Raw genomic sequence first — 25,744 nt, 5'->3', positions numbered from 1 at the left:
GATGTGGCACAGGAATATACTGTTGAACAACTAAACCACGGCCGTAAAGTCTATGACTTTATGCGCTGGGACTACTGGGCTTTTGGCATCTCTGGTCTGCTTTTAATCGCCGCTATCGTTATTATGGGCGTGCGTGGCTTTAACTGGGGATTGGATTTCACCGGTGGTACGGTTATTGAAATTACGCTCGAAAAACCGGCTGAAATTGACGTAATGCGTGATGCATTGCAAAAAGCCGGTTTTGAAGAGCCGATGCTGCAAAACTTTGGTAGCAGCCACGACATCATGGTCCGTATGCCGCCTGCTGAAGGCGAAACCGGCGGTCAGGTGCTGGGCAGCCAGGTTCTGAAGGTGATTAACGAATCCACCAATCAGAATGCAGCAGTGAAGCGTATTGAGTTCGTCGGTCCGAGCGTGGGGGCAGACCTTGCGCAAACCGGTGCGATGGCGTTGATGGCAGCGCTGCTGTCTATCCTCGTGTACGTAGGTTTCCGCTTTGAGTGGCGACTGGCGGCAGGGGTGGTTATTGCGCTGGCGCACGACGTTATCATTACGCTGGGTATTTTGTCGTTATTCCATATCGAGATTGACCTGACCATTGTGGCATCGTTGATGTCGGTTATCGGTTACTCGCTTAACGACAGTATCGTGGTATCGGACCGAATTCGTGAAAACTTCCGCAAGATCCGTCGCGGTACGCCTTACGAAATCTTTAACGTGTCCTTGACCCAGACGCTGCACCGTACCTTGATCACATCCGGTACTACCTTGATGGTTATCCTGATGCTGTACCTCTTCGGTGGTCCGGTACTGGAAGGCTTCTCGCTGACCATGCTGATTGGTGTTTCCATCGGTACTGCATCTTCCATCTATGTGGCATCGGCGCTGGCCCTGAAATTGGGTATGAAGCGTGAGCATATGCTGCAACAGAAAGTGGAAAAAGAAGGGGCGGATCAGCCGTCAATTCTGCCGTAATCAAGTTCCCGTTGATGTTGAAAATCCCGGTCAGAAGATCGGGATTTTTTTTGATGTATGGAGATTGCGAAAATCCCCGCATCTTGGGAAACTGCGCGTAACCCTACATTTCATCCAGGTAACTTTTCATGGCTATCATCCCTAAAAACTATGCGCGGTTAGAAAGCGGCTATCGCGAAAAAGCATTAAAAATCTATCCGTGGGTCTGCGGTCGCTGTTCTCGCGAGTTTGTTTATTCCAACCTGCGTGAACTTACCGTTCACCACATTGATCACGACCATACCAATAACCCGGAAGACGGCAGTAACTGGGAGTTATTGTGTCTTTATTGCCACGATCACGAGCATTCAAAATATACCGAAGCGGATCAGTATGGTACGACCGTTATCGCAGGGGAAGATGCGCAGAAAGATGTCGGTGAAGCGAAGTACAACCCATTCGCTGATTTAAAAGCGATGATGAATAAGAAGAAGTGATAAAAAATGCCGGATATGAAATCCGGCATTCTCACAATTAGAAGTTGTAACCTACTACCAGGTAACCACCCCAGCCGGTAGAGCGAACGTTGAAGTTGCCGTTGCCGAAGTTCAGTTCTGCATCGTCGTTCCACTGACCACCGTCGTGCCAGTAACGAGCTACGACAGAGTAGTGCCAGTGATCGTAGTTCAGAGCCAGAATATGGCTGGAAGCGATAGAGTTATTGGTACGGGTCTTAATACCGTTGATTGCATTACCGCTGTCATCCCCTAAATCGGAACCCCAGTCGAAGTTGGTGAAGCCGATGTAGCTCAGCTGACCGCCCCACAGATCGGTAATCGGCACAAAGTATTTAATTTTGAAACGGTAACCGTCCCACTCGTTTTCATTCGCTGCGCCATAGTTCTGCCACTGGTATTTCGCATAGACGTTCATGGACAGGCTCATCGGCAGGCCAGTATCGATATCGGTACCCAGACCCATGTACCAGGTGCTCTGGCGACCATCTTTATTACGACCCATGTCGTAAATGTAGTTGTTCGCGAAGTACCACTCTTTGAACGGACCAAAGCTAAGGTCAGTATTGGTCAGCTTGTCGATGGAGAAACGTGGTTCGATTTCCATAAACAGCGGAGAACCGTGGTTCCAGATACCTTTTGCATCGGAGTTACCGCCGAAGAATACCGGCGCATCCGCATAACCATAGAAGTCGAACCAGTCTTTTTTAGCGAATGCTTCGTACTCAAGGTAGGTATCGTTGCGGATCTGCGGTCCGAAACGGGTGTGATAGCTTCCGACAACGTTAACGCTCTGGTGCCACCAGTCGGAAAGATACTGCGGTTTGTCGTTTTCAGCTGCGTTGACAGTAAAAGACGAAGAGAGCGCCAGTACCGCACCGGCTGCCAGTAATGTTTTTTTCATATGTATGCCACTGTTTGAAAATCCCTTGCGGGAGTGAAAAAGGCGCAAATTGCGTTTCTAAATATTTCGTATACAGAGGAGCCTATTATAAAAATCATTGCTCACAAAAATATGTTTCGTTTCACAGTTCTATCATTTACGTAATCGATTGCGTTCACGTTTACACACATTCGGGCGGGGATTGTACTGACTTTCACCCTTGTTGCAAACTTTTACTATCAATCCAGGTGATGTAAGCGGAGTAACAAAATGACGGGAAAAGATGTTGCGGGACGCACAAAATCGCCCCGCAATACGTTTACTGCATAACAGGTTGAATGTCGTGGATACGTACAAAGCCTAACTGATCCACAGACATACCCTTTAACTGTAACGGAATATCAACATCGCTGGGGGCGAGGACGCTGGCGGGGGCGTTAATCAATTGATTCTGCACATTGATTTCCTGAAAGTTGTCTATTGTTCCCTGAATTTGCCCATATTCAACAGTTCCGCTGAATGCGGGCAAGGGATCATTCGACTCGCCCTGAATACGTAGCGTCAGGGTGGTGCCATCTGTATCAGACGTAATATTCACCAGCGACATACGTAAAGTACCGATCTGGCTTTCCAGTCTTGCTGGTGTTTTCGCTCCAGGCAGAAGGTAAACCCCACTGCTGGATTTTGCATTCAGCCTGTTTTGCTGAGTGATTTTGACCGTTTCTTTATTGAGTTGCGTCATCTCCTGGTTCAGTGTGCTGACGCTGTGTTTCATCTGCCGCACTTCGCTTTGCTGCACACAGGCGCTAAGGCTGAACAGGCTTCCCAGCAGGAGCAGTCGAAAAACGTTAGTATTCATAGGTCGTCCCTTTCTCGTCGCAATTAGCCTAATGGTAGAGGGTAAAAGCAGCGAAAGCATCGATCCTTTATCTCAAAAGCGTTGCGCCTTTGTTGTATCGTCAGTTCAGGGTAAAATAGATTTCTGTTAACCACCTGGTCAGGACGCCGTATGCATTGCCCATTCTGTTTCGCCGTGGACACTAAGGTAATTGACTCTCGTCTCGTGGGCGAGGGTTCATCCGTACGCCGCCGTCGGCAGTGTCTGGTGTGTAATGAACGTTTCACCACCTTTGAAGTGGCGGAGCTGGTTATGCCGCGTGTTGTAAAAAGCAACGACGTGCGTGAACCGTTTAATGAAGAGAAATTACGTAGCGGAATGCTGCGGGCGCTGGAAAAACGTCCGGTGAGTTCCGATGACGTCGAAATGGCAATCAATCATATTAAATCGCAGCTGCGCGCCACCGGTGAGCGCGAAGTGCCGAGCAAGATGATTGGCAATCTGGTGATGGAGCAATTGAAAAAGCTCGATAAAGTCGCCTATATCCGTTTTGCCTCTGTCTACCGCAGTTTCGAAGATATCAAAGAATTTGGCGAAGAGATCGCGCGCCTGGAGGACTAAGCCGTGCAGGACGAGTATTACATGGCGCGGGCGCTAAAGCTGGCGCAACGAGGACGTTTTACCACGCATCCCAACCCGAATGTCGGGTGCGTCATTGTCAAAGATGGCGAAATTGTCGGTGAAGGTTACCATCAACGAGCGGGTGAACCGCATGCCGAGGTACACGCGTTGCGCATGGCTGGCGAAAAAGCCAAAGGCGCAACGGCGTATGTCACACTCGAACCCTGTAGCCATCATGGTCGTACGCCACCGTGTTGTGATGCATTAATTGCTGCGGGCGTGGCGCGCGTGGTTGCCGCAATGCAAGACCCCAATCCGCAGGTCGCTGGACGTGGACTTTACCGTCTGCAACAGGCTGGCATTGACGTCAGCCACGGGCTGATGATGAGTGAAGCCGAGCAATTGAATAAAGGCTTTCTCAAGCGGATGCGCACCGGCTTTCCTTATATTCAGTTAAAACTTGGCGCATCGCTTGATGGTCGCACGGCGATGGCGAGCGGCGAAAGCCAGTGGATCACTTCGCCCCAGGCGCGGCGTGATGTACAACGCCTGCGCGCGCAAAGTCATGCCATTTTAACCAGCAGCGCCACGGTGCTGGCGGATGATCCAGCCTTAACGGTGCGTTGGTCTGAACTGGATGAACAAACTCAGGGGCTCTACCCGCAACACAATCTCCGCCAGCCGGTACGTATTGTGATTGATAGCCAAAATCGCGTGACGCCGGAACATCGCATTGTGCAGCAGCCCGGCGAAACCTGGTTCGCGCGTACGCAGGAAGATTCTCGTGAGTGGCCGGAAACGGTGCGTACCTTGCTGATTCCAGAGCATAAAGGTCATCTGGATCTGGTTGTACTGATGATGCAACTGGGTAAACAGCAAATTAACAGCATCTGGGTGGAAGCGGGGCCAACGCTCGCTGGCGCATTGCTACAGGCTGGTTTAGTTGATGAGCTGATTGTCTATATCGCACCTAAACTATTAGGCAACGACGCCCGTGGATTATGCACGCTGCCAGGACTTGAGAAATTAGCCGACGCCCCCCAATTTAAATTCAAAGAGATACGTCATGTAGGCCCGGATGTTTGCCTGCATTTAGTGGGTGCATGATCTCCCGGCTCGAAAGGGAAGCAGCGCACGAAATATTATGCTAAAATCCGCCCCCCTGCGGGGCCATACTCGAACCCGAAGGAAGAAAATGAACATTATTGAAGCTAACGTTGCTACCCCGGACGCTCGCGTCGCCATCACCATCGCGCGTTTCAACAACTTTATCAATGACAGCCTGCTGGAAGGTGCAATTGACGCACTGAAACGTATCGGTCAGGTAAAAGATGAAAACATTACCGTTGTTTGGGTGCCTGGTGCCTATGAGCTGCCGCTGGCGGCGGGTGCACTGGCTAAAACCGGTAAATACGACGCGGTGATTGCGCTGGGTACGGTTATTCGTGGTGGCACTGCCCACTTTGAATATGTCGCTGGTGGTGCAAGCAACGGCCTGGCGCATGTTGCCCAGGACAGCGAAATTCCGGTTGCTTTTGGTGTTCTGACCACTGAAAGCATTGAACAAGCGATCGAACGTGCTGGCACCAAAGCTGGCAACAAAGGTGCAGAAGCTGCACTGACCGCGCTTGAAATGATTAATGTATTGAAAGCCATCAAGGCCTGAAATTAGTAAGGGGAAATCCGTGAAACCTGCTGCTCGTCGCCGCGCTCGTGAGTGTGCCGTCCAGGCGCTCTACTCCTGGCAGTTGTCCCAGAACGACATCGCTGATGTTGAATACCAGTTCCTGGCTGAACAGGATGTAAAAGACGTTGACGTCCTGTACTTCCGTGAGCTGCTGGCCGGGGTGGCGACTAACACCGCATACCTCGACGGACTGATGAAGCCATACCTGTCCCGCCTGCTGGAAGAACTGGGCCAGGTAGAAAAAGCAGTACTGCGCATTGCGCTGTACGAGCTGTCTAAACGTAGCGATGTGCCATACAAAGTGGCCATTAACGAAGCGATCGAACTTGCGAAATCGTTCGGCGCAGAAGACAGCCATAAGTTCGTCAACGGCGTACTCGATAAAGCAGCACCTGTGATTCGCCCTAACAAAAAGTGATATCCAGGCCGGTAGATTCACGGAAGACCGTTCCGCGATCGCCGGCCTTTTCTTTTTTACCTGCTGAGGCATAACGTATGGCATGTGGCGAGTTCTCCCTGATTGCCCGTTATTTTGACCGTGTAAGAAGTTCTCGTCTTGATGTCGAACTGGGCATTGGCGACGATTGCGCACTTCTCAATATCCCCGAGAAACAGACCCTGGCGATCAGCACTGATACGCTGGTGGCGGGCAACCACTTCCTCCCTGATATCGATCCTGCTGATCTGGCGTATAAAGCACTGGCGGTGAACCTAAGCGATCTGGCTGCGATGGGGGCCGATCCGGCCTGGCTGACGCTGGCATTAACCTTACCGGACGTCGACGAAGCGTGGCTTGAGTCCTTCAGCGACAGTTTGTTTGATCTTCTCAATTATTACGATATGCAACTCATTGGCGGCGATACCACGCGTGGGCCATTATCAATGACGCTGGGTATCCACGGCTTTGTTCCGATGGGACGAGCCTTAACGCGCGCTGGGGCGAAACCTGGTGACTGGATCTATGTGACCGGTACACCGGGCGATAGCGCCGCCGGGCTGGCGATTTTGCAAAACCGTTTGCAGGTTGCCGATGCTAAAGATGCGAACTACTTGATCAAACGTCATCTCCGTCCGTCGCCGCGTATTTTACAGGGACAGGCACTGCGCGATCTGGCAAATTCAGCTATCGATCTCTCTGACGGTCTGATTTCCGATCTCGGGCATATCGTGAAAGCCAGCGACTGTGGCGCACGTATTGACCTGGGATTGCTGCCGTTTTCTGATGCGCTTTCTCGCCATGTTGAGCCGGAACAGGCGCTGCGCTGGGCGCTCTCTGGCGGTGAAGATTACGAGTTGTGTTTCACGGTGCCGGAACTGAACCGTGGCGCGCTGGATGTGGCTCTCGGTCATCTGGGCGTACCGTTTACCTGTATCGGGCAAATGACCGCCGATATCGAAGGGCTTTGTTTTATTCGTGACGGCGAACCTGTCACGTTCGACTGGAAAGGATATGACCATTTTGCCACGCCATAAAGATGTCGCGAAAAGTCGCCTGAAGATGAGTAATCCGTGGCATCTGCTTGCTGTCGGATTCGGAAGTGGATTAAGCCCAATCGTTCCTGGCACGATGGGATCGCTGGCGGCGATTCCGTTCTGGTATCTGATGACCTTTTTGCCCTGGCAGCTCTATTCGCTGGTGGTGATGCTGGGGATCTGTATCGGCGTCTATCTTTGTCATCAAACGGCGAAAGACATGGGCGTGCACGATCACGGCAGCATTGTCTGGGACGAATTTATTGGTATGTGGATCACGCTCATGGCGCTGCCGACCAATGACTGGCAGTGGGTCGCCGCCGGGTTTGTGATTTTCCGTATCCTGGATATGTGGAAACCGTGGCCGATCCGCTGGTTTGACCGCAATGTACATGGCGGCATGGGGATCATGATCGACGATATTGTCGCCGGGGTAATTTCCGCAGGCATCCTGTACTTTATCGGTCATCACTGGCCGCTGGGTATTCTTTAATGCCATTGACCGGGAGGTGTAGGCGATTCCAGACCACCCGGTTTGATTTATAAATGAACAGTGCCCCAATTTTGGGGCACTCTGTTAAAGTAAAACCCGACATCACCGAATATATTATACGGCGATATTTTAAGGTGTATCTTTGTCACTCATAATTCACGTACACTCAAATATCGTCAGTCGACGAACTCATAATAATTGCTCATATTCTCTGACTGTTGCCGAAAAATATCATCAAAGTTATCCTTAATGGTTTGGTTTATAGTGTTGAATAAATTTTTAGAAAGTTCATCTATTTTGTCTTGAATCTTTGGTTTTATTTCATCTTGAATTTCACGGGTAACCAAAAGTTGGTCCAATTGATCATCCATTTTGTATTTTGCAATTAATTGTGCAGTTAAAGGTATTTTCTTTAAATAATCATTTTTTGTTATTTTATACTGGCCGATGAAATATTGCCTGGCTTGTTCTTGTTTATAGTTAAAAATCTCATTGTATTTTTTTCTGCTTATTTTTCCTTCAAGATTCATTGCTTGATTGAATATGCTCTTTAAATGCTGATTATAGAAAATAAAATTATCGATATCTTGTATTATTTTAGTGGTTGTTGATTTTTCATCAAATTTTAATGACTCAGGGTTTTTATCTGATTCAATATAGTCAAGAATAATTTTTGCTAATGGGCTAATATCTTTTTCTTCTGTTGATTCTGCTTCTGCTTTTAATATCGGATTAAAAAGGTCGGTACGGTAAAGTTTCGTGCCTTTCATCCTGACGATGTCAGGAAGAATAGTGTTTGAAAGATTAGCCTCGCTAAAGTCCACATTTTGGCAATCACTTTCTGATAAATCTGCCCAATTGAAAGTGGTTTTAACACAGGAGCAGTTAGTTAGAATCATCCCTTTCGTTTCATTCCCATGTGATTTCTGATAAGTTATCCTTTGTATTATTTGATCTGCTTCTGGATATTGCATCTCAGGTTCTTTTTCTTTACCATATATCACCGCATTATCAAGAATTGCGCCAGTGCAATTCATATTTGTTAGATCGCATTTGATAAATCTACAACTGTTAAAATTCGCATTTGTACAATTCGTATTTGTAAACTTGACGCTATCAAAATAAGTATGTTCGAAGTTGACATTTGAGCAGTTACAGTTTCCCAGATCTATACCGAAATCTATATCGGGATCTTTATTGGGATCTTTACCGGAAATATTGCTGTGTGCTAGATATAGACCGCTGAAATCGTAATATCCATTGTCATCCTTTTCTATTGGGAGTGAATAAGTCTTTACTACCTCGTTAACAATAGAGATAGTTCCACGTATCATCAGATTTTCTCCGACTTTATAAAAAATAATGTTATGTTTGATGGTGCTGTTGTATGGCTCTGGCAATGAGGATGCAATTTTATTCCAAAAGCAACAAAGCGTGGTCTGCTTTTGTTTGGGCGAGAGGTTATCAAATTTCAGGTTTAAATATGAGTCTAAATCTGACGATGCATCTATATTAAAATTGGGATCTGGAGATGACGCTGAATTATAATTTAGAACTGACAATGTATTGATGTATTTATGAATCGATTTAAATGCTTTTTGTTTATCACTGTCCAGAAAAAAATCACGAATTTTGTTCCATAGCCTTTCGATAAGATTTTGATTTAAATCGTGCTTCATTGAGTTTCTTAAATCTGCAACCGGTACATCAGTAAACAGGATCGGTTGTTTGGTGATAGTTTTCATCATGATTGTAATCCTCTTACGTTGACTAAATAAGACAGTTTTAGGGGATATTACCTGGAGAAACTATCAAAAATCGCTCAAAGGGATGAAGACGATGAATAGCTGTAAATTTAATCACCAAGAATTTTTTGTTGCAGAGGTGGATTATGGTTACAGAAGGTGATGGGAGGTACGTTGTCCCCATCATCGCAGACGATGGGGAATTCAGCAGATAAAATGGCTGAAAAGCGAGATTTACTTAAATCCTACGACCGGATGCGGTTTATATGGCGTTTCCAGTTCAGCAATCTGTTCCGGCTTCAAGGTGATATCCACCGCGTTCAGCAGCTCATCAAGCTGTTCTTCCCGCGAAGTTCCGATAATCGGTGCGGCAATGCCCGGTTTACTCAACAACCAGGCCAGCGCAACTTGTGCTCGTGTTGCACCGAGTTCTTCGCTGACGCCCGTTAACCGCTCTGCGATCTGCGCGTCATTTTCATCGCTTTCTTTATAGAGATTTTTACCCACCTCATCAGACACCAGTCGTGCGGTAGTTTCTCCCCACGGACGTGTCAGACGGCCCCGCGCCAGCGGGCTCCACGGAATCACCGCTACGCCTTCCTGATAACACAGCGGCAGCATCTCACGCTCTTCTTCGCGATAAATCAGATTGTAGTGATCCTGCATACTGACAAACTGCGCCCAGCCGTGCTGTTTTTGTAGTTCCAGCGCCTGAGCAAACTGCGAAGCGTGCATGGATGACGCGCCGATATAACGCGCTTTCCCGGCTTTTACCACGTCGTTGAGGGCTTCCAGCGTCTCTTCGATCGGCGTGTTGTAATCCCAGCGATGAATTTGCAGGATATCGACATAATCCATGCCGAGACGGCGCAGGCTGTCGTCAATAGAACGTAGAATTTGCGCACGGGATAATCCTTCCGGTAAATCACCAACGCGATGGAACACTTTGGTGGCAACGACCACGTCTTCACGACGGGCGAAATCCCGCAGTGCGCGACCGACGATCTCTTCGCTGCTGCCATCGGAATAGCTATTGGCGGTGTCAAAGAAATTTATGCCGCCTTCCAGCGCGCGTTTAATGATGGGACGGCTGCTCTCTTCCGGCAGTGTCCATGCGTGATTACCGCGATCTGGCTCGCCAAAGGTCATACAGCCGAGGCAAAGTCGGGAAACGCGAAGGTCGGTTTTTCCTAAGGGGTTGTATTGCATGCTGCCACTCCTGCCATGAATAATTTCTTAAGCATAGCAGGAGTGGAGTAGGGATTATGCCAGCCAGGCCTTGATTTTGGCTTCCATACCAGCGGCATCGAGGCCGAGTTCGGCGCGCATTTCTTCCTGCGTTCCTTGTGGAATAAAGAAGTCAGGCAGGCCAATGTTCAGCACGGGTACTGGTTTACGATGGGCCATCAGCACTTCGTTCACGCCGCTGCCTGCGCCGCCCATAATGGCGTTTTCTTCTACGGTGACCAGCGCTTCATGGCTGGCGGCCATTTCCAGAATTAACGCTTCATCAAGCGGTTTCACAAAACGCATATCGACCAGCGTAGCGTTCAGCGATTCAGCGACTTTCGCCGCTTCTGGCATCAGCGTACCAAAGTTAAGGATCGCCAGTTTCTCGCCACGACGCTTCACAATGCCTTTGCCAATTGGCAGTTTTTCCAGCGGCGTCAACTCCACGCCTACCGCGTTGCCACGCGGGTAGCGCACCGCTGACGGGCCATCGTTATAGTGATAGCCGGTATAGAGCATCTGGCGACATTCGTTTTCATCGCTCGGGGTCATAATGACCATTTCCGGTATGCAGCGCAGGTAAGAGAGATCAAAAGCGCCCTGGTGGGTTTGACCATCAGCACCAACAATGCCCGCGCGGTCGATGGCGAACAGGACCGGAAGCTTTTGAATTGCCACGTCATGCAGCACCTGATCATAGGCGCGTTGCAGGAAAGTGGAGTAGATCGCGACAACGGGTTTGTACCCACCAATCGCCAGACCCGCCGCAAAGGTCACTGCGTGTTGCTCGGCAATTGCCACGTCGAAGTAGCGATCCGGGAATTTACGAGAAAACTCAACCATACCGGAACCTTCACGCATCGCCGGAGTAATCGCCATCAGCTTGTTGTCTTTCGCTGCCGTTTCGCACAACCAGTCGCCAAAGATTTTTGAATAGCTTGGTAAACCGCCGCTACTTTTCGGCAAACAACCGCTGGAGGGATCAAATTTAGGCACGGCGTGGAAGGTGATTGGGTCTTTTTCTGCCGGTTCATAACCACGACCTTTTTTGGTCATGATATGCAGGAACTGCGGGCCTTTCAGGTCGCGCATGTTCTTCAGCGTGGTGATAAGCCCCAGCACATCGTGACCGTCCACCGGGCCGATGTAGTTAAAGCCCAGCTCTTCAAACAATGTGCCAGGCACCACCATGCCTTTAATATGTTCTTCGGTACGTTTGAGCAGCTCTTTAATGGGCGGAACGCCAGAGAAAACTTTTTTCCCGCCTTCGCGCAGTGAAGAGTAAAGCTTACCGGAAAGCAGCTGCGCCAGATGGTTGTTGAGCGCACCGACATTTTCGGAAATCGACATTTCATTGTCGTTGAGAACCACCAGCATATCAGGGCGGATATCGCCCGCGTGATTCATCGCTTCAAACGCCATGCCAGCGGTAATAGCGCCATCGCCAATGACACAGACGGTACGGCGATTTTTGCCTTCTTTCTCGGCAGCAACCGCAATACCAATTCCGGCACTGATGGAGGTTGATGAATGCCCGACGCTTAATACGTCATATTCGCTTTCGCCGCGCCACGGGAACGGGTGCAGACCGCCTTTCTGACGGATGGTGCCGATCTTGTCGCGGCGTCCGGTCAAAATTTTATGCGGATAAGCCTGATGCCCCACATCCCAGATTAACTGGTCAAACGGGGTGTTGTAGACATAGTGCAGCGCCACGGTCAGTTCGACCGTGCCCAGCCCGGAGGCGAAGTGCCCGCTGGAACGGCTCACGCTGTCGAGTAAATAGCGGCGCAGTTCGTCGCAGAGTTTCGGTAAACTCTCTTTCGGCAACAGTCGTAACTCCTGGGTGGAGTCGACCAGTGCCAGGGTCGGGTATTTGGCAATATCAAAACTCATCAGGGGCCTATTAATACTTATTGTTTATTTATTACGCTGGATGATGTAGTCCGCTAGCGCTTCCAGTGCCGAGGTATCGAGTGACTGTTCAGCCAGTTGTTTCAGCGACTGACGGGCATCGTCGATCAGATCCCGGGCTTTCTTCCGGGCTTGCTCAAGACCCAGAAGTGCAGGGTAGGTACTTTTACCAAGTTGCTGGTCGGCACCCTGGCGTTTTCCCAACGTTGCAGTATCTCCTACCACATCCAGGATGTCATCCTGAACCTGGAAGGCAAGGCCGATGCTCTCTGCGTACTTGTCGAGTACTGGCAGAGCACGACGTCCTTTATCTCCGGCGCTTAATGCACCAAGGCGAACGGCGGCGCGAATCAATGCGCCGGTTTTATGACGATGAATACGCTCAAGCGCGTCCAGAGGTACGTGTTTGCCTTCCGCATCTAAATCTAATGCCTGACCACCGCACATTCCGGCAATACCGCTGGCGCTCGCCAGTTCTGAAATCATCGAAATTCTGTCGCGATCCGATACTTCCGGCATATCGGCATCGCTTAAAATCGAGAACGCCAGCGTTTGTAAAGCGTCGCCAGCGAGAATCGCGTTTGCTTCGCCAAACTTCACATGGCAGGTTGGCAAACCGCGACGCAGATCGTCATCATCCATTGCCGGTAAATCATCATGAATTAATGAGTAAGCGTGGATACACTCTACGGCGGCAGCGGGTGCGTCCAGCGTGTTTGTGCTAACGCCGAACATATGACCGGTGGCATAAACCAGGAAAGGTCGCAGGCGCTTACCACCTAATAATGCGCCATACTGCATGGTTTCGACCACGGGAGTGTTCTGAAAGGGCAGTGGGGCGATAAAACGGCTCAGCGCCTGGTTGGCCTGCTTAACGCAGGCTTCGAGTTGCTGCGGAAAGTCCATTACTCATTGTCCGGTGTAAAAGGGGTTAGAGAGGCGTCTTCATTGTCAGACAGCAGAATTTGTACGCGCTGTTCGGCTTGTTGTAATTTGGCCTGCCCCTGACGTGCCAGCTGCACGCCGCGTTCGAACTCGTTCAGCGCCTCTTCCAGCGGCAGGTCGCCACTTTCCAGACGGGTTACAATCTGTTCCAGCTCGCTCAGCGCCTTTTCAAAGCTGGCGGGCGCCTCATTTTTCTTCGGCATAATGAATGTCTGACTCTCAATATTTTTCGCCCCGTCATGGTAACGGACTCAGGGCAAATAGCAAATAACGCGCAATGGTAAGGTGATGTGCGCAGCAAAGCGATGTTAGTGGTATACTTCCGCGCCTGGATGCAGCCGCAGGTGTGGGCTGCTGTATTTTTCCCTATACAAGTCGCTTAAGGCTTGCCAACGAACCATTGCCGCCATGAAGTTTATCATTAAATTGTTCCCGGAAATCACCATCAAAAGCCAATCTGTGCGCTTGCGCTTTATAAAAATCCTTACCGGGAACATTCGTAACGTTTTAAAGCACTATGATGAGACGCTCGCTGTCGTCCGCCACTGGGATAACATCGAAGTTCGCGCAAAAGATGAAAACCAGCGTCTGGCCATTCGCGACGCCCTGACCCGTATTCCGGGTATCCACCATATTCTCGAAGTCGAAGACGTGCCGTTTACCGACATGCACGATATTTTTGAGAAAGCGTTGGTTCAGTATCGCGATCAGCTGGAAGGGAAAACCTTCTGCGTACGCGTGAAGCGCCGCGGCAAACATGATTTTAGCTCGATTGATGTGGAACGTTACGTCGGCGGCGGTTTAAATCAGCATATTGAATCCGCGCGCGTGAAGCTGACTAACCCGGATGTCACTGTCCATCTGGAAGTGGAAGACGATCGTCTCCTGCTGATTAAAGGTCGCTATGAAGGTATTGGCGGTTTCCCGATTGGTACCCAGGAAGATGTGCTGTCGCTCATTTCCGGTGGTTTCGACTCCGGCGTTTCCAGCTATATGTTGATGCGTCGCGGCTGCCGCGTGCATTACTGCTTCTTTAACCTCGGCGGCGCGGCGCATGAAATTGGCGTGCGTCAGGTGGCGCATTATCTGTGGAACCGCTTTGGCAGCTCCCACCGCGTGCGTTTTGTCGCTATTAATTTCGAACCTGTCGTCGGGGAAATTCTCGAGAAAATCGACGACGGTCAGATGGGTGTTATCCTCAAACGTATGATGGTGCGTGCCGCGTCTAAAGTGGCTGAACGTTACGGTGTACAGGCGCTGGTCACTGGCGAAGCACTGGGCCAGGTGTCCAGCCAGACGCTGACTAACCTGCGCCTGATTGATAACGTCTCCGACACGCTGATCCTGCGTCCGCTGATTTCTTACGACAAAGAGCACATCATCAACCTGGCTCGCCAGATTGGCACTGAAGACTTTGCCCGCACGATGCCCGAATATTGCGGTGTGATCTCCAAAAGCCCGACGGTGAAAGCGGTTAAATCGAAGATTGAAGCGGAAGAAGAGAAGTTCGACTTCAGCATTCTCGATAAAGTGGTTGAGGAAGCGAATAACGTTGATATCCGCGAAATCGCCCAGCAGACCGAGCAGGAAGTGGTGGAAGTGGAAACCGTCAATGGCTTCGGCCCGAACGACGTGATCCTCGATATCCGTTCTATCGATGAACAGGAAGATAAGCCGCTGAAAGTCGAAGGGATTGATGTGGTTTCTCTGCCGTTCTATAAACTGAGCACCAAATTTGGCGATCTCGACCAGAACAAAACCTGGCTGTTGTGGTGTGAGCGCGGGGTGATGAGCCGCCTGCAGGCGCTCTATCTGCGCGAGCAGGGCTTTAACAATGTGAAGGTATATCGCCCGTAATTTGTGGTTTTTACGTCGCATCTGGTCAGATGCGACGTTTGCCGCATCCGCCACTACTCGTAATAATTATAAATCCCTGCCGCCATCACCAGTTGTGATGCCACTTCATGGGCTTTTTCACGCCCAACCAACAGGTCGATAATTTTCAGACCAAAGTCGATAGCTGTACCCGGCCCCTGGCTGGTCAGCAATTTTACCCGTGCATCCCAGACGACGCGCTTGTCCTGCCATTGTTCGGCGGGAATTTTGTCTTTCAGCGTCGGGAAGCAGGTCATATTGCCAATCGGGAAGATATCGTGCGGCACCAGCACGGTGGCTGGCGCGGCGCAAATAGCCGCGACGATACGCCCGGAACGGTGGAACTGTTTAACGGTTTCAACCAGCAGTGTGCTATCGCGAAAACACTCTGCGCCTTTAATACCACCAGGCAGCACGATCACGTCATATTCACCGTCAGCCACTTCGACCAGCGGCGCATCCGCCAGCAGCTTCACGCCGCGCGAGCAGGTAATTGCCAGGTTGCCATCGCTGGCGACGCTGGCAGTGGTGACTTTGATTCCGCCACGAACCAAGAGGTCGATAGTGGTGACGGCTTCAGTCTCTTCACTACCAGGGGCGAGGCAAACCAGTGCCGATGCGCTCATATTCACTCTCCTTTCTTTTTACCATTTCAAACAGGCGGGTGTTTTCCGGTACGGTAATCCCATGCGCGCGGGCGCGGCGTAAGAGAAAACCATTGATATAGTCGATTTCGGTGTGGCGCAGCGCACGGATATCCTGCAACATCGACGAGATATTTTCCGCTGTGGCATCAATCACCTGCATCACGTAATCACGCAAATCTTCTGCTGAAGTATGATGTCCTTCGCGTTCGATCACTGCCGCGACTTCTTCGCATATCTGCATAATTTCTTGCGGATGATGACGTAATTCACCATTCGGGCAATTCCAGATGGCGGTCAGTGGATTAATCACACAGTTGACTGCCAGCTTGCGCCACAGCTCGGCGCGAATATTGTTATGCCACGCGACGTCAGGTAACACGGTTTGCAAAATATCCGCCAGATAACTGTAATCGCCGTCCTGTTGCCGTGCCGGGCCAATATGCGTGATACCGTTTGCCACATGAATAATGACATTGCCGTCGCGGCGGGCGGCATGGGTGGTGGTGCCCATCAGTAATGGCTGCTGAATGTTTTGCAACTCTTCGATGGTGCCCATGCCGTTGTGAATTAACAGTATTGGCGTGGTTACAGGCAGTGTGGACGCGAGACTTTTGACGGCATCGGAAACCTGCCATGCTTTCAGCGTCACCAGGAGCAGATCGCTGGTGGCGAGAAAATCGGGATCGTTGGCGGTCAGCGATTCGTTAAATATCGAACCATCTGTCTCAACCAGATTCACACTACAATAAGGTTGCGGTACGCGCAGCCAGCCCTGAACTTCGTGACCCTGTTTACAAAGTGCTGTAAGCCATAATTGCCCTAAGGCACCGCATCCCAATACGGTAATTTTCATTCTTCCTCCTCACCCGCAACCACTCCGGGTGTTCAATAAGGCTATCCCTTAATTGTGCATGCTGTTGCGACTATGCACAATTAAGGGATACATCCTGGTGCAGGACTGTTGGTTATTTAACTTTGCAGGTATTATGCTTCGCATCAAAAATGAAGGGAGAGGAAAAGATGCCATCTTTCGATATTGTCTCTGAAGTTGATCTTCAGGAAGCACGTAACGCGGTCGATAACGCGAGCCGCGAAGTGGAGTCCCGTTTTGACTTCCGTAATGTTGAAGCCTCATTTGAGCTGAACGACGCCAGCAAAACCATCAAAGTGTTGAGCGAGTCCGATTTCCAGGTCAATCAGTTGCTGGATATTCTGCGTGCCAAGCTGCTGAAGCGCGGCATTGAAGGCAGTTCGCTGGATGTACCGGAAAATATCGTTCATAGCGGTAAAACCTGGTTTGTGGAAGCGAAACTGAAACAGGGCATTGAGAGTGCGACCCAGAAGAAAATCGTCAAGATGATCAAAGACAGCAAACTGAAAGTGCAGGCGCAAATTCAGGGTGATGAGATCCGCGTAACGGGTAAATCTCGTGATGATTTGCAGGCTGTCATGGCGATGGTACGTGGTGGCGATCTGGGTCAGCCGTTCCAGTTCAAAAACTTCCGCGATTAATCGCGACAATGTGCGTTTTGTTCATGCCGAATGCAGCATGAACAGCTAATTCGGCCTACAACGATTTGTAACTCAAGAACTTTGTAGGCCTGGTAAGCGTAGCGCAGCAGGCAATTCGCCTCGTTTTTTATGCCTGACGAATTGCCTGTTCAACCTCAAAGCGATTCGTCACTTTGCTGTCGATTTTCACATAAGCTGAATGTTCTTCTTCTGCAATCAACACTTCTTTGACGCCCGCGGTTTCCAGCAAACGCACTTTTAACGCCTCGTTTGCGGCAATGTCCGCCGGGATTTCAATGCGCAAGCTGCTGACATACGGCGGTTCTTTCATGGTACTGGCGACTGCCAGCCACACTGCGGCCAGCATTGCGCCAGCGAGAAATACTCCCTGACCGTCAAACATGCCGTCAATCCAGCCGCCCAGCGAACCGCCAATCGCCACGCCAAGAAACTGGCTGGTGGAGTAAACACCCATCGCCGTACCTTTGTAACCTGCTGGCGACTCTTTACTGATAAGTGAAGGCAGAAGGGCTTCCATCAAATTAAACGCTACAAAGAAAAGCTGCACGCCGACCACCAGTTGCCAGAACTGCGTTTGTGCGTTCCACAACACAATTTCCGCAACCACGATCAACCCAACGCAGAAGACAAAGACTTGCTTCATTTTGCGCTTAACTTCAGCGTAGATAATGAAAGGCACGACCGAGCCAAAGGCGATTAGCATTGTCGCCAGATAGACCTTCCAGTGTTCAGCCGCCGGGAACCCCGCATCAGCCAGTTGTCCGGGCAGGGCAACAAACGTCGACATCAGCAAAATATGCAGACACATAATGCCAAAGTTGAGTTTCAGCAGCCGCGGTTCCGCCAGCACTTTACTGAAACTGCCTTTCACCATTCCGGACTCACGATTAAGTACGTGAGTGCTACTGTTGGGCACAACCCAAATGGTCAACGCAATGCCGGTCGTTGCCAGAATAGCGATCATCCAGAACAGCGCGTGCAGCCCAAGTTTGTGAGTGATGATCGGGCCAAGCACCATCGCAATGGCAAAGGTAATGCCAAAGCTCACGCCGATAAACGCCATTGCTTTGGTGCGGTTTTGTTCGCGCGTGAGATCGGAAAGCAGCGCCATAACGGCAGCGGCAATCGCACCGGAGCCTTGTAGCGCCCGGCCCAGAATAATTCCCCAGATGGAGTCAGAGAGCGCAGCGATAACGCTACCGGCGGCAAACACTGCCAGCCCACCGACAATTAATGGTTTGCGACCAATGCGGTCGGAAAGCAGGCCAAACGGAATCTGAAAAACGGCCTGAGTCAGACCATAAATACCAATGGCAATACCGATTAATGCTTCGCTGGCACCTTGCAGAGCCATGCCGTACGTGGTCAGAACCGGCAGAACCATGAACATGCCCAGCATGCGCAACGAGAATACGGTCCCTAAACCCCAGGTCGCGCGTCGCTCACCTGGCGTCATTTTATAATCGTTCATTACCACCTCTGTTTTAAATTCGCGACTAGTGTAAAGCGGCAAACGAATGGGGTAAACATGCGGATTTTTTAGTAAATATTTCGAGAGGGATATGATTCTAATGCTAAGAAAAAAGGTGCCGTAGCACCTTTTTAACTGAGAGGTTGTGTTACCACACAGCAGCCAGCAGCGTATGCGAGTCCGGCACCATAAAATCAACGGACATCATCACCGAGAGGGCAGTGATGGCGATGATAGAGAAGCCGAACAGCTTGCGCGCCCAGATTCTGTCATCAGCAACTTTATAACCGCGCAGAGCCATGCCTAACCACCAGACGCTCACCGCCGCGGCGACTACCAGATATTTATACCCAGCGTAACCGCCAAGAGAGAGCATCAGCGTGGCAACGGCAAAGGCGATGATATACAGCGTGATGTGATTCTTCGCCACCGAAATGCCTTTTACCACTGGCAATACCGGAATGTTTGCCGCCTGGTAATCCTTAAAGCGGAAAATGGCGATGGCATAGGAGTGAGGCATCTGCCACAGACTGAAGATAGCAAGCAGGATCGCTGCGCCACTATCGAACTCGCCGGTTACTGCACAGTAGCCGATCACCGGCGGCGCAGCGCCGGAGAGCGAACCAATCAATGTGCCGTAGACTGAGTGGCGTTTCATGTACAGGCTATAAACGCCGACGTAAACCACAAAGCCCATCACCCCCAGCCAGCAGGCCAGCGGATTCGCGCCAAACCACAGCAGCATAAAGCCAGCAATACCCAGCAAGGTGGCGTACACCAGCGAGACAGCAGGAGAGATCAGGCCTTTAACCAGCACCCGATTCTTCGTCCTTTCCATCTTTCTGTCGATATCCCTGTCGATGTAGTTGTTAAACACACAACCCGACGCCACAACCAGTGACACCCCAACCAGCGTGTAGATAAACAGGGGATAATCAATGCTGCCCTTTGAGGCCAGCAGGAATCCCCCAATCACCGAGATCAGGTTGCCAAAGATGATGCCTGGTTTCGTTACTTGCAGGTATTGCTTAAACATCATAACCGCCGCTCTTAGTGCATCATCATGTTGTAGTTGAGGTTCCACATAATCCAGATGGAGCCTACAACCAGGATAGCGATGATTAGCACGGTGAAGACAAACGCCGTCATGTTCCAGCCTTCATCTGATTTGGTATTCATGTGCAGGAAGCACACCAGATGCACCAGAACCTGTACCACTGCCATTGCCAGGATTGTTCCCAGAATTACGGCCGGAGAGGCAGCTCCTGTCATCACCATCCAGAACGGAATCACCGTCAGAATGATCGACAGGATAAAGCCTGTCATGTAGGTTTTTACGCTGCCATGGGACGCGCCGCTGTGATCGGTAGAATGACTCATTACATCGCCCCCATCAGATAAACAACAGTGAACACACAGATCCAAACCACATCCAGGAAGTGCCAGAACAGGCTCAGGCACATGATGCGGGTACGGTTAGTGCTGGTCAGGCCGCGACGGGCGATTTGCACCATCAGCACCGCCATCCAGATAAGACCGGAAGTGACGTGCAGACCGTGCGTGCCGACCAACGCAAAGAACGCTGACAGGAAGCCGCTGCGATCCGGACCCATGCCGTTAACAATCAGGTGATGGAATTCATAGATTTCCATCCCAATAAATCCGGCACCAAACAACCAGGTCAACGCCAGCCAGGAGATAACCTGGCTTTTGTTGTTTTTGTACATGGCGATAGCCGCCATGCCGTAGGTGATGGAGCTGAACAACAGCAAGAAAGTTTCAACCAGAACGAACGGCAGTTCGAAAATGTCCTTACCTGTCGGGCCGCCTGCGGTGCCGTTCACCAGAACGGCATAGGTAGCAAACAAGATAGAGAACAGAATGCAGTCGCTCATCAGGTAGATCCAAAATCCGAAGATTTTGGTTCCGCCTGCATCGTGGTGCCCGTGTTCGTGCGCGTGGGCAGTCGCGTGCGTCAAAGTATCAGTTGCCATTTTTCAGCCCTGCCTTAGTAATCTCATCGAAATGCTGGTTTTCCAGTTTTTCGATTTCTGCCACCGGCACGTAGTAATCCACGTCCTCGTCGAAGCTTTTCACGATCCAGGTGATGATCATGCCTGCGAAGCCAACAATCGCCAGCCACCAGATATGCCAGATCATGGCGAAACCGAAGATGGTGGAGAAAGCTGCAATGACGATACCTGCACCGCTGTTTTTCGGCATATGAATTTCTTCATAGTGGTCAGGCTTTTTGTACGCTTCGCCTTTCTCTTTCATTTCCCAGAATGCATCACGCTCGTGAACGTGCGGCACAACGGCAAAGTTATAGAACGGAGGCGGGGAAGAGGTTGCCCACTCCAGCGTACGGCCACCCCACGGGTCGCCAGTCAGGTCACGGTTCTGGTCGCGGTCACGAATAGAAACGTACATCTGAATAACGAGGCAGAGAATACCCAGCGCAATCAGTACTGCACCGCTGGCTGCAATCATCAGCATGGTGTGGAACTGCGGGTCAATCTGCTGGCTCAAACGACGGGTCATGCCCATGAAGCCCAGCGCATACAGCGGCATAAAGGCAACGAAGAAGCCGATGATCCAGAACCAGAACGCGCGTTTACCCCAGGTTTCGTTCAGTTTGAAACCGAACGCTTTAGGCCACCAGTAGGTCATCCCTGCGAAGCAGCCGAAGACCACGCCGCCGATGATCACGTTATGGAAGTGCGCAATCAGGAACAGGCTGTTATGCAGAACGAAGTCCGCGCCCGGTACTGCCAGCAGCACGCCAGTCATACCGCCTACCGAGAAGGTGACGATAAAACCGATGGTCCACAGCATCGCAGAATGGAACACGATGCGGCCCTGATACATGGTGAACAGCCAGTTGAAGATCTTCACCCCGGTCGGGATGGCGATAATCATGGTGGTGATACCAAAGAAGGCGTTTACGTTCGCGCCCGCACCCATCGTAAAGAAGTGGTGCAGCCAGACGATGAACGACAGCACGGTGATACAGACGGTTGCCCATACCAGCGAGGTATAACCAAACAGACGTTTACGCGAGAAGGTTGCCGCAATTTCGGAGAACACACCGAAAACAGGCAGGATCAGGATGTAAACTTCCGGGTGGCCCCAGGCCCAAATCAGGTTGATGTACATCATCATGTTGCCACCCATATCGTTGGTAAAGAAATGGGTGCCCAGATAGCGATCCAGGGTCAACAACGCAACGGTAACCGTCAGAATTGGGAAGGAAGCAATAATCAGTACGTTCGCGCACAGTGATGCCCAGGTAAATACTGGCATCTTGAACATGGTCATGCCCGGTGCGCGCATCTTCAGAATGGTAACGAAGAAGTTGATACCGGTAAGCGTTGTACCTATACCGGATAGCTGGAGACTCCATATCCAGTAATCGACACCGACTCCCGGACTGTACTCTATTCCCGATAGCGGTGGATAGGCCAGCCAGCCGGTCTGCGCAAATTCGCCCACGCCGAGAGAAACGTTAACCAGAATCACACCAACAACGGTAAACCAGAAGCTTAGGTTGTTGAGGAACGGGAACGCAACGTCACGCGCGCCGATCTGCAGCGGAACCACCAGGTTCATCAGACCGATAACGAAAGGCATCGCCACGAAGAAGATCATAATCACGCCGTGCGCGGTGAAGATCTGATCGTAGTGGTGAGGTGGCAGGAAGCCCGCTTCGCCCGCCGAGGCAAGGGCCTGCTGGCTACGCATCATAATGGCGTCAGCAAAACCACGCAGCAACATCACAATCGCCACGATGATATACATGATACCGAGGCGTTTATGGTCGACGGAGGTCAGCCACTCTTTCCACAGGTAGGTCCACTTACCGAAGTAAGTGATCAGGCCAACGAGCGCCAGACCTCCCAAAATAATGCCAGCGATCGTAACCATGACGATAGGTTCATGGAACGGGACTGCATCAAGTGATAATTTTCCGAACATCTTTATTCTTCCTCAACCCCTTTAATGGGCGGATTCCGCGTGGCTCATGTCCATGCCTTCCATACCTTCATGTGCGCTGTGCTCACCTTCTGGCTGGGTCATGTCCATGCTCTTACCGTGAGCCATAAACTTGTTAATCACATCGGCAAACAAGTCTGGTTTCACGTTGGAGAAATATTCCACCTGGTTGTATTCGCTAGGCGCGGCCAGTTTTTCGAACGCTGCCATGTCAGACATGGTGTTCGGCGACTGTTTCGCTTTTGCGACCCACTGGTCGAATGCGGCGCGATCCGGTGTTGCAATAGCTTTGAACTTCATGCCTGAGAAGCCCGGGCCGCTGTAGCTGGCGGAGATACCGTCATAAGTACCGGGTTCGTTGGCGATCAGATGCAGGCGAGTCTGCATACCGGCCATGGCATAAATCTGGCTACCCAGACGCGGAATGAAGAAGGAGTTCATCACGGAGTTGGAGGTCACTTTGAAGTACACCGGAGTGTTCGCCGGGAAAGCGATTTCATTCACGGTAGCAATGCCCTGTTCCGGGTAGATGAAGAACCATTTCCAGTCCATGGAAACCACTTCGATGGTAATGGGCTTCTCGTCGTGTGCCAGCGGCTTGCTAGGCTCAAGAGCGTGAGTGGTTTTCCAGGTCAGTACCGCAAGGAAGATGATGATTAAGATAGGTACCGTCCAGACCACAGCTTCCACTTTATTGGAGTGTGACCAGTTCGGGCTGTACTTAGCATCTTTATTGCTCGCACGGTACTTCCAGGCGAAACCAACAGCCATCAAGATTGCGGGAATAACGACAATCAACATCAGGCCAAATGCCGTCAGTATCAGTGAACGTTGCTCCAGACCAATCTGTCCTTTGGGATCTAACAGCGCAGAATTACAGCCACTGAGCAATACAGTGCCTGCAAATAATGACAACCATCCCAAACTTTTATTGTATTTCCTGAGTCTCATTTAACGACCTCAATTCCACGGGATCTGGTGGCGTTTAAAGTGTGTGGGCATTTTACGGGAAGGTTACATTACTGTAAACATGATTAAATTCCTGTTACTTGGATTTGGCTTCCAGGTCACATATGTTGCAAAACATATCAGGTTGATTTTAAGAAGCTGTTGCAAAAGGGCGTTATAACAAAAGGGGAGTGCAGAAGGAGTCTGGGCGGGCAATTGGTATAACCAATGCGAAATAAAACAATTATTTAACAAATAATTATCATTAAGGTGACAACTGGGTAGTGAGAAAATAAAGACTCATTAGCTGAATCGTGTAAGAAAAATAGAATTCATAAATGGCGTCAATAATTTCCAGACGCTAAGCCGCACAAAAGAACAAATATTAATAAGCGATGCTGATGTTTATTTGGCCGTAATAATTACGGCGAGTGATTACTACGGCTAAATAATATTTACAGATTACGTCAGATGCGTTTTTCGTAGCGCCAGATAATCCAGTAAACCACCAAGCACGACGCCAGAAAGGGCGACTAAAACCCCGACTTCCAGCAGCGCAGGCAGGAAAGAGAAGTGCGTCAAATCCAGCGCGTCCATCGTCAACAGCAGTAACCACACGGCCAACAGGCTGATGCCCGCCGCCAGTGTCCACATGGCAAAGGCATAACCTGCCGGATATTCGGTACGGGAGATAAAGTTGTCATTTACTCGTGTATATTCAAGCGTCTGGCGACAAATCAGCAGCAAAATAAGCCCTGGTACGGCAGCGGCGACGGAGAACAGATAGAATGTCGACCAGCCGTGTGCTTCAACAAACCAACCCGCCACGGGGCCGACATAAACTCGTCCTACAGCAGAAAGCGCTGAGAGCAGGGCAAATTGAGTAGCGGAAAATGACTTATTACACAGCGTCATTAACAGCGCGACAAAGGCTGATGTACCCATCCCGCCACAGAGGTTTTCGAAAAAGACGGCTGCGCCCATGCTGTAGAGATGCTTATCAGTAATCGACAGTAGCCAGTAACCGGCGTTAGACGCACCTTGTAAAATACCGAAAATCAGCAGCGCCCGGAACAGTGACAGGCGCTGCATCAAAATCCCACCGTACAATGCGCCAACAATGGTCGCCAGTAAGCCAAGCGTTTTGTTAACCACGCCTACTTCACCCGCATCAAACCCGACGCCACGAATCAAAAACGTGGTTGTCAGGCTCATGGCGAATGCGTCGCCCAGCTTATACAGCACGATAAGAAGCAAAATAAGCCAGGCATTATTGCGACCAAAGAAATCGCGCAGAGGTGCAACAACCGCTTGTTCCAGCGTTTTGGGCACTGGAATGGTGTCGGTTGGTTCTGGTGCAAGTAACGTCGCAATAATACAGGGGAGCAACAGCGCCGCCATCAACCAGTACATGCCCTGCCAGCCCAGCCATTTATCTGCCAGCCACAGGGCTAAGCCGCCGGAAACCAGCATCCCTAAACGGTAACCCAGCACGCTGATTGCCGCGCCCGCACCACGTTCTTCTGCCGGGAGCACATCGGTTTTCCACGCATCGAAGACAATATCCTGGGAGGCAGAGCAAAAAGCGATCACCACCGCCAGTGCCGCCATCCAGCGGAGCTGGGTGCCTGGTTCGAGAAAACCCATCGCCGCAATGGCGACTAATAACAGAATTTGCGTGGCGAGCAGCCAACCGCGCCGCCGCCCGAAAAATGGGGGCGTGTAGCGGTCCATCAGCGGTGACCAGAGGAATTTAAAAACGTAAGCCTGGCCTACCAGCGAGAAGAAACCAATGGTTTTGAGGTCGATATTCTCGACCGTCATCCAGGCCTGTAAGGTGCCGGATGTCAGGGCGAGCGGTAGCCCGGAAGCAAAACCCAGGATCAGCAATATGGCTGAACGCGGCTGTTGAAAAATACGTAAATATTGACTGGACATGGGCGTCTACAGGCCCGGCTTGCACCGGGCCAGAGGGCAGA

The 25,744-nt window shown here is 50.7% G+C and carries 26 protein-coding genes; 10 read left to right on the top strand and 16 right to left on the bottom strand.

Annotated elements, in window-relative coordinates:
* The first annotated feature begins 3 nt into the window (after nucleotides 1-3).
* Both secF and yajD read left to right on the top strand, forming a co-directional pair.
* Entirely contained in the window at nucleotides 4-975 is a 972-nt protein-coding gene (gene secF / locus ACJHXB_RS07335; RefSeq protein WP_000046637.1) for a protein translocase subunit SecF, read from the top strand.
* Nucleotides 976-1,103: 128 nt separating this feature from the next.
* Entirely contained in the window at nucleotides 1,104-1,451 is a 348-nt protein-coding gene (gene yajD / locus ACJHXB_RS07330; protein WP_000974813.1) for an HNH nuclease YajD, read from the top strand.
* Nucleotides 1,452-1,488: 37 nt separating this feature from the next.
* Here the strand turns inward: yajD and tsx are convergent, their stop codons facing one another.
* Both tsx and ACJHXB_RS07320 read right to left on the bottom strand, forming a co-directional pair.
* Entirely contained in the window at nucleotides 1,489-2,373 is an 885-nt protein-coding gene (tsx, locus tag ACJHXB_RS07325; protein ID WP_001295328.1) for a nucleoside-specific channel-forming protein Tsx, read from the bottom strand.
* Nucleotides 2,374-2,671: 298 nt separating this feature from the next.
* Nucleotides 2,672-3,211: a DUF3251 domain-containing protein gene (locus ACJHXB_RS07320; protein ID WP_001389860.1), complete on the bottom strand. Its 540-nt coding sequence runs from the start codon at nucleotides 3,209-3,211 to the stop codon at nucleotides 2,672-2,674.
* Nucleotides 3,212-3,361: 150 nt separating this feature from the next.
* On the opposite strand from ACJHXB_RS07320, the gene nrdR reads away from it, so the two are divergent.
* The 6 genes from nrdR to pgpA all read left to right on the top strand — a co-directional run bounded on the left by nrdR (nucleotide 3,362) and on the right by pgpA (nucleotide 7,464).
* Nucleotides 3,362-3,811 carry a transcriptional regulator NrdR gene (gene nrdR, locus ACJHXB_RS07315; RefSeq protein WP_000543535.1) on the top strand — a complete coding sequence of 150 codons (450 nt, stop codon included), beginning with the start codon at nucleotides 3,362-3,364 and terminating at the stop codon, nucleotides 3,809-3,811.
* 3 nt (nucleotides 3,812-3,814) lie between these two features.
* Nucleotides 3,815-4,918, top strand: a complete 1,104-nt coding sequence (ribD, locus tag ACJHXB_RS07310) for a bifunctional diaminohydroxyphosphoribosylaminopyrimidine deaminase/5-amino-6-(5-phosphoribosylamino)uracil reductase RibD (protein ID WP_001150438.1) — start codon at nucleotides 3,815-3,817, stop codon at nucleotides 4,916-4,918.
* A gap of 88 nt (nucleotides 4,919-5,006) precedes the next feature.
* Nucleotides 5,007-5,477: a 6,7-dimethyl-8-ribityllumazine synthase gene (ribE, locus tag ACJHXB_RS07305; RefSeq protein ID WP_001021161.1), complete on the top strand. Its 471-nt coding sequence runs from the start codon at nucleotides 5,007-5,009 to the stop codon at nucleotides 5,475-5,477.
* A 19-nt stretch (nucleotides 5,478-5,496) separates the two neighbouring features.
* Nucleotides 5,497-5,916, top strand: a complete 420-nt coding sequence (nusB, locus tag ACJHXB_RS07300) for a transcription antitermination factor NusB (protein WP_000801125.1) — start codon at nucleotides 5,497-5,499, stop codon at nucleotides 5,914-5,916.
* A 77-nt stretch (nucleotides 5,917-5,993) separates the two neighbouring features.
* The gene (thiL, locus tag ACJHXB_RS07295) at nucleotides 5,994-6,971 is read left to right on the top strand and encodes a thiamine-phosphate kinase (protein WP_000742097.1); all 978 of its coding nucleotides are present in this window, start codon (nucleotides 5,994-5,996) and stop codon (nucleotides 6,969-6,971) included.
* Nucleotides 6,949-7,464 carry a phosphatidylglycerophosphatase A gene (gene pgpA / locus ACJHXB_RS07290; RefSeq protein ID WP_000154043.1) on the top strand — a complete coding sequence of 172 codons (516 nt, stop codon included), beginning with the start codon at nucleotides 6,949-6,951 and terminating at the stop codon, nucleotides 7,462-7,464. The genes thiL and pgpA overlap by 23 nt, the downstream gene beginning before the upstream one ends.
* A gap of 176 nt (nucleotides 7,465-7,640) precedes the next feature.
* Here pgpA and ACJHXB_RS07285 read toward each other — a convergent pair whose 3' ends face one another.
* From ACJHXB_RS07285 to xseB, 5 genes are all read right to left on the bottom strand, one after another.
* Entirely contained in the window at nucleotides 7,641-9,212 is a 1,572-nt protein-coding gene (locus ACJHXB_RS07285; RefSeq protein ID WP_000978315.1) for a pentapeptide repeat-containing protein, read from the bottom strand.
* A 231-nt stretch (nucleotides 9,213-9,443) separates the two neighbouring features.
* The gene (gene yajO, locus ACJHXB_RS07280; RefSeq protein ID WP_001199800.1) at nucleotides 9,444-10,418 is read right to left on the bottom strand and encodes a 1-deoxyxylulose-5-phosphate synthase YajO; all 975 of its coding nucleotides are present in this window, start codon (nucleotides 10,416-10,418) and stop codon (nucleotides 9,444-9,446) included.
* A gap of 54 nt (nucleotides 10,419-10,472) precedes the next feature.
* A complete protein-coding gene (gene dxs / locus ACJHXB_RS07275) occupies nucleotides 10,473-12,335 on the bottom strand; it encodes a 1-deoxy-D-xylulose-5-phosphate synthase (RefSeq protein WP_000006831.1) in 1,863 nt (620 codons plus the stop codon).
* A 24-nt stretch (nucleotides 12,336-12,359) separates the two neighbouring features.
* The gene (gene ispA, locus ACJHXB_RS07270; RefSeq protein ID WP_000347217.1) at nucleotides 12,360-13,259 is read right to left on the bottom strand and encodes a (2E,6E)-farnesyl diphosphate synthase; all 900 of its coding nucleotides are present in this window, start codon (nucleotides 13,257-13,259) and stop codon (nucleotides 12,360-12,362) included.
* Complete coding sequence (gene xseB / locus ACJHXB_RS07265) at nucleotides 13,259-13,501, bottom strand: exodeoxyribonuclease VII small subunit (RefSeq protein ID WP_001124935.1); 243 nt, start codon at nucleotides 13,499-13,501, stop codon at nucleotides 13,259-13,261. Before xseB ends, ispA begins: the two co-directional genes overlap by 1 nt.
* 205 nt (nucleotides 13,502-13,706) lie before the next feature.
* Here xseB and ACJHXB_RS07260 point away from each other — a divergent pair, with 205 nt between their 5' ends.
* Entirely contained in the window at nucleotides 13,707-15,155 is a 1,449-nt protein-coding gene (locus tag ACJHXB_RS07260; RefSeq protein ID WP_000668662.1) for a tRNA 4-thiouridine(8) synthase ThiI, read from the top strand.
* 53 nt (nucleotides 15,156-15,208) lie between these two features.
* Here the strand turns inward: ACJHXB_RS07260 and yajL are convergent, their stop codons facing one another.
* Complete coding sequence (gene yajL / locus ACJHXB_RS07255) at nucleotides 15,209-15,799, bottom strand: protein deglycase YajL (RefSeq protein ID WP_001276301.1); 591 nt, start codon at nucleotides 15,797-15,799, stop codon at nucleotides 15,209-15,211.
* Nucleotides 15,762-16,673, bottom strand: coding sequence for a 2-dehydropantoate 2-reductase (panE, locus tag ACJHXB_RS07250; protein WP_000705866.1), 912 nt, complete (start codon nucleotides 16,671-16,673; stop codon nucleotides 15,762-15,764). The genes yajL and panE overlap by 38 nt, the downstream gene beginning before the upstream one ends.
* Before the next feature lie 167 nt (nucleotides 16,674-16,840).
* Between panE and yajQ the strand changes: the two genes are divergently transcribed.
* On the top strand, nucleotides 16,841-17,332 hold the full coding sequence (gene yajQ / locus ACJHXB_RS07245; protein ID WP_001138904.1) for a nucleotide binding protein YajQ: 492 nt from the start codon (nucleotides 16,841-16,843) through the stop codon (nucleotides 17,330-17,332).
* A 127-nt stretch (nucleotides 17,333-17,459) separates the two neighbouring features.
* On the opposite strand, the gene ACJHXB_RS07240 is transcribed toward yajQ, so the two are convergent.
* The 7 genes from ACJHXB_RS07240 to ampG all read right to left on the bottom strand — a co-directional run bounded on the left by ACJHXB_RS07240 (nucleotide 17,460) and on the right by ampG (nucleotide 25,703).
* Entirely contained in the window at nucleotides 17,460-18,824 is a 1,365-nt protein-coding gene (locus tag ACJHXB_RS07240; RefSeq protein ID WP_001000953.1) for an MFS transporter, read from the bottom strand.
* Between the two features lie 148 nt (nucleotides 18,825-18,972).
* Nucleotides 18,973-19,863, bottom strand: coding sequence for a heme o synthase (gene cyoE, locus ACJHXB_RS07235; RefSeq protein WP_000971336.1), 891 nt, complete (start codon nucleotides 19,861-19,863; stop codon nucleotides 18,973-18,975).
* 11 nt (nucleotides 19,864-19,874) lie between these two features.
* A complete protein-coding gene (locus ACJHXB_RS07230) occupies nucleotides 19,875-20,204 on the bottom strand; it encodes a cytochrome o ubiquinol oxidase subunit IV (RefSeq protein ID WP_000019869.1) in 330 nt (109 codons plus the stop codon).
* Nucleotides 20,204-20,818 carry a cytochrome o ubiquinol oxidase subunit III gene (locus ACJHXB_RS07225; protein WP_000179819.1) on the bottom strand — a complete coding sequence of 205 codons (615 nt, stop codon included), beginning with the start codon at nucleotides 20,816-20,818 and terminating at the stop codon, nucleotides 20,204-20,206. Before ACJHXB_RS07225 ends, ACJHXB_RS07230 begins: the two co-directional genes overlap by 1 nt.
* Nucleotides 20,808-22,799, bottom strand: a complete 1,992-nt coding sequence (gene cyoB, locus ACJHXB_RS07220; RefSeq protein ID WP_000467180.1) for a cytochrome o ubiquinol oxidase subunit I — start codon at nucleotides 22,797-22,799, stop codon at nucleotides 20,808-20,810. Before cyoB ends, ACJHXB_RS07225 begins: the two co-directional genes overlap by 11 nt.
* A gap of 21 nt (nucleotides 22,800-22,820) precedes the next feature.
* Nucleotides 22,821-23,768 carry a cytochrome o ubiquinol oxidase subunit II gene (cyoA, locus tag ACJHXB_RS07215; RefSeq protein ID WP_001239436.1) on the bottom strand — a complete coding sequence of 316 codons (948 nt, stop codon included), beginning with the start codon at nucleotides 23,766-23,768 and terminating at the stop codon, nucleotides 22,821-22,823.
* Nucleotides 23,769-24,227: 459 nt separating this feature from the next.
* On the bottom strand, nucleotides 24,228-25,703 hold the full coding sequence (gene ampG / locus ACJHXB_RS07210; RefSeq protein ID WP_000098451.1) for a muropeptide MFS transporter AmpG: 1,476 nt from the start codon (nucleotides 25,701-25,703) through the stop codon (nucleotides 24,228-24,230).
* Nucleotides 25,704-25,744 lie beyond the last annotated feature (41 nt).

The organism is Escherichia sp. WS3227_2 (genome assembly GCF_046486495.1).
Taxonomy (GTDB): Bacteria; Pseudomonadota; Gammaproteobacteria; order Enterobacterales; family Enterobacteriaceae; genus Escherichia; species Escherichia coli.
The sequence above is the reverse complement of the archived record's forward strand: the minus strand, read 5'-3'. Positions and strand labels throughout refer to the sequence as shown.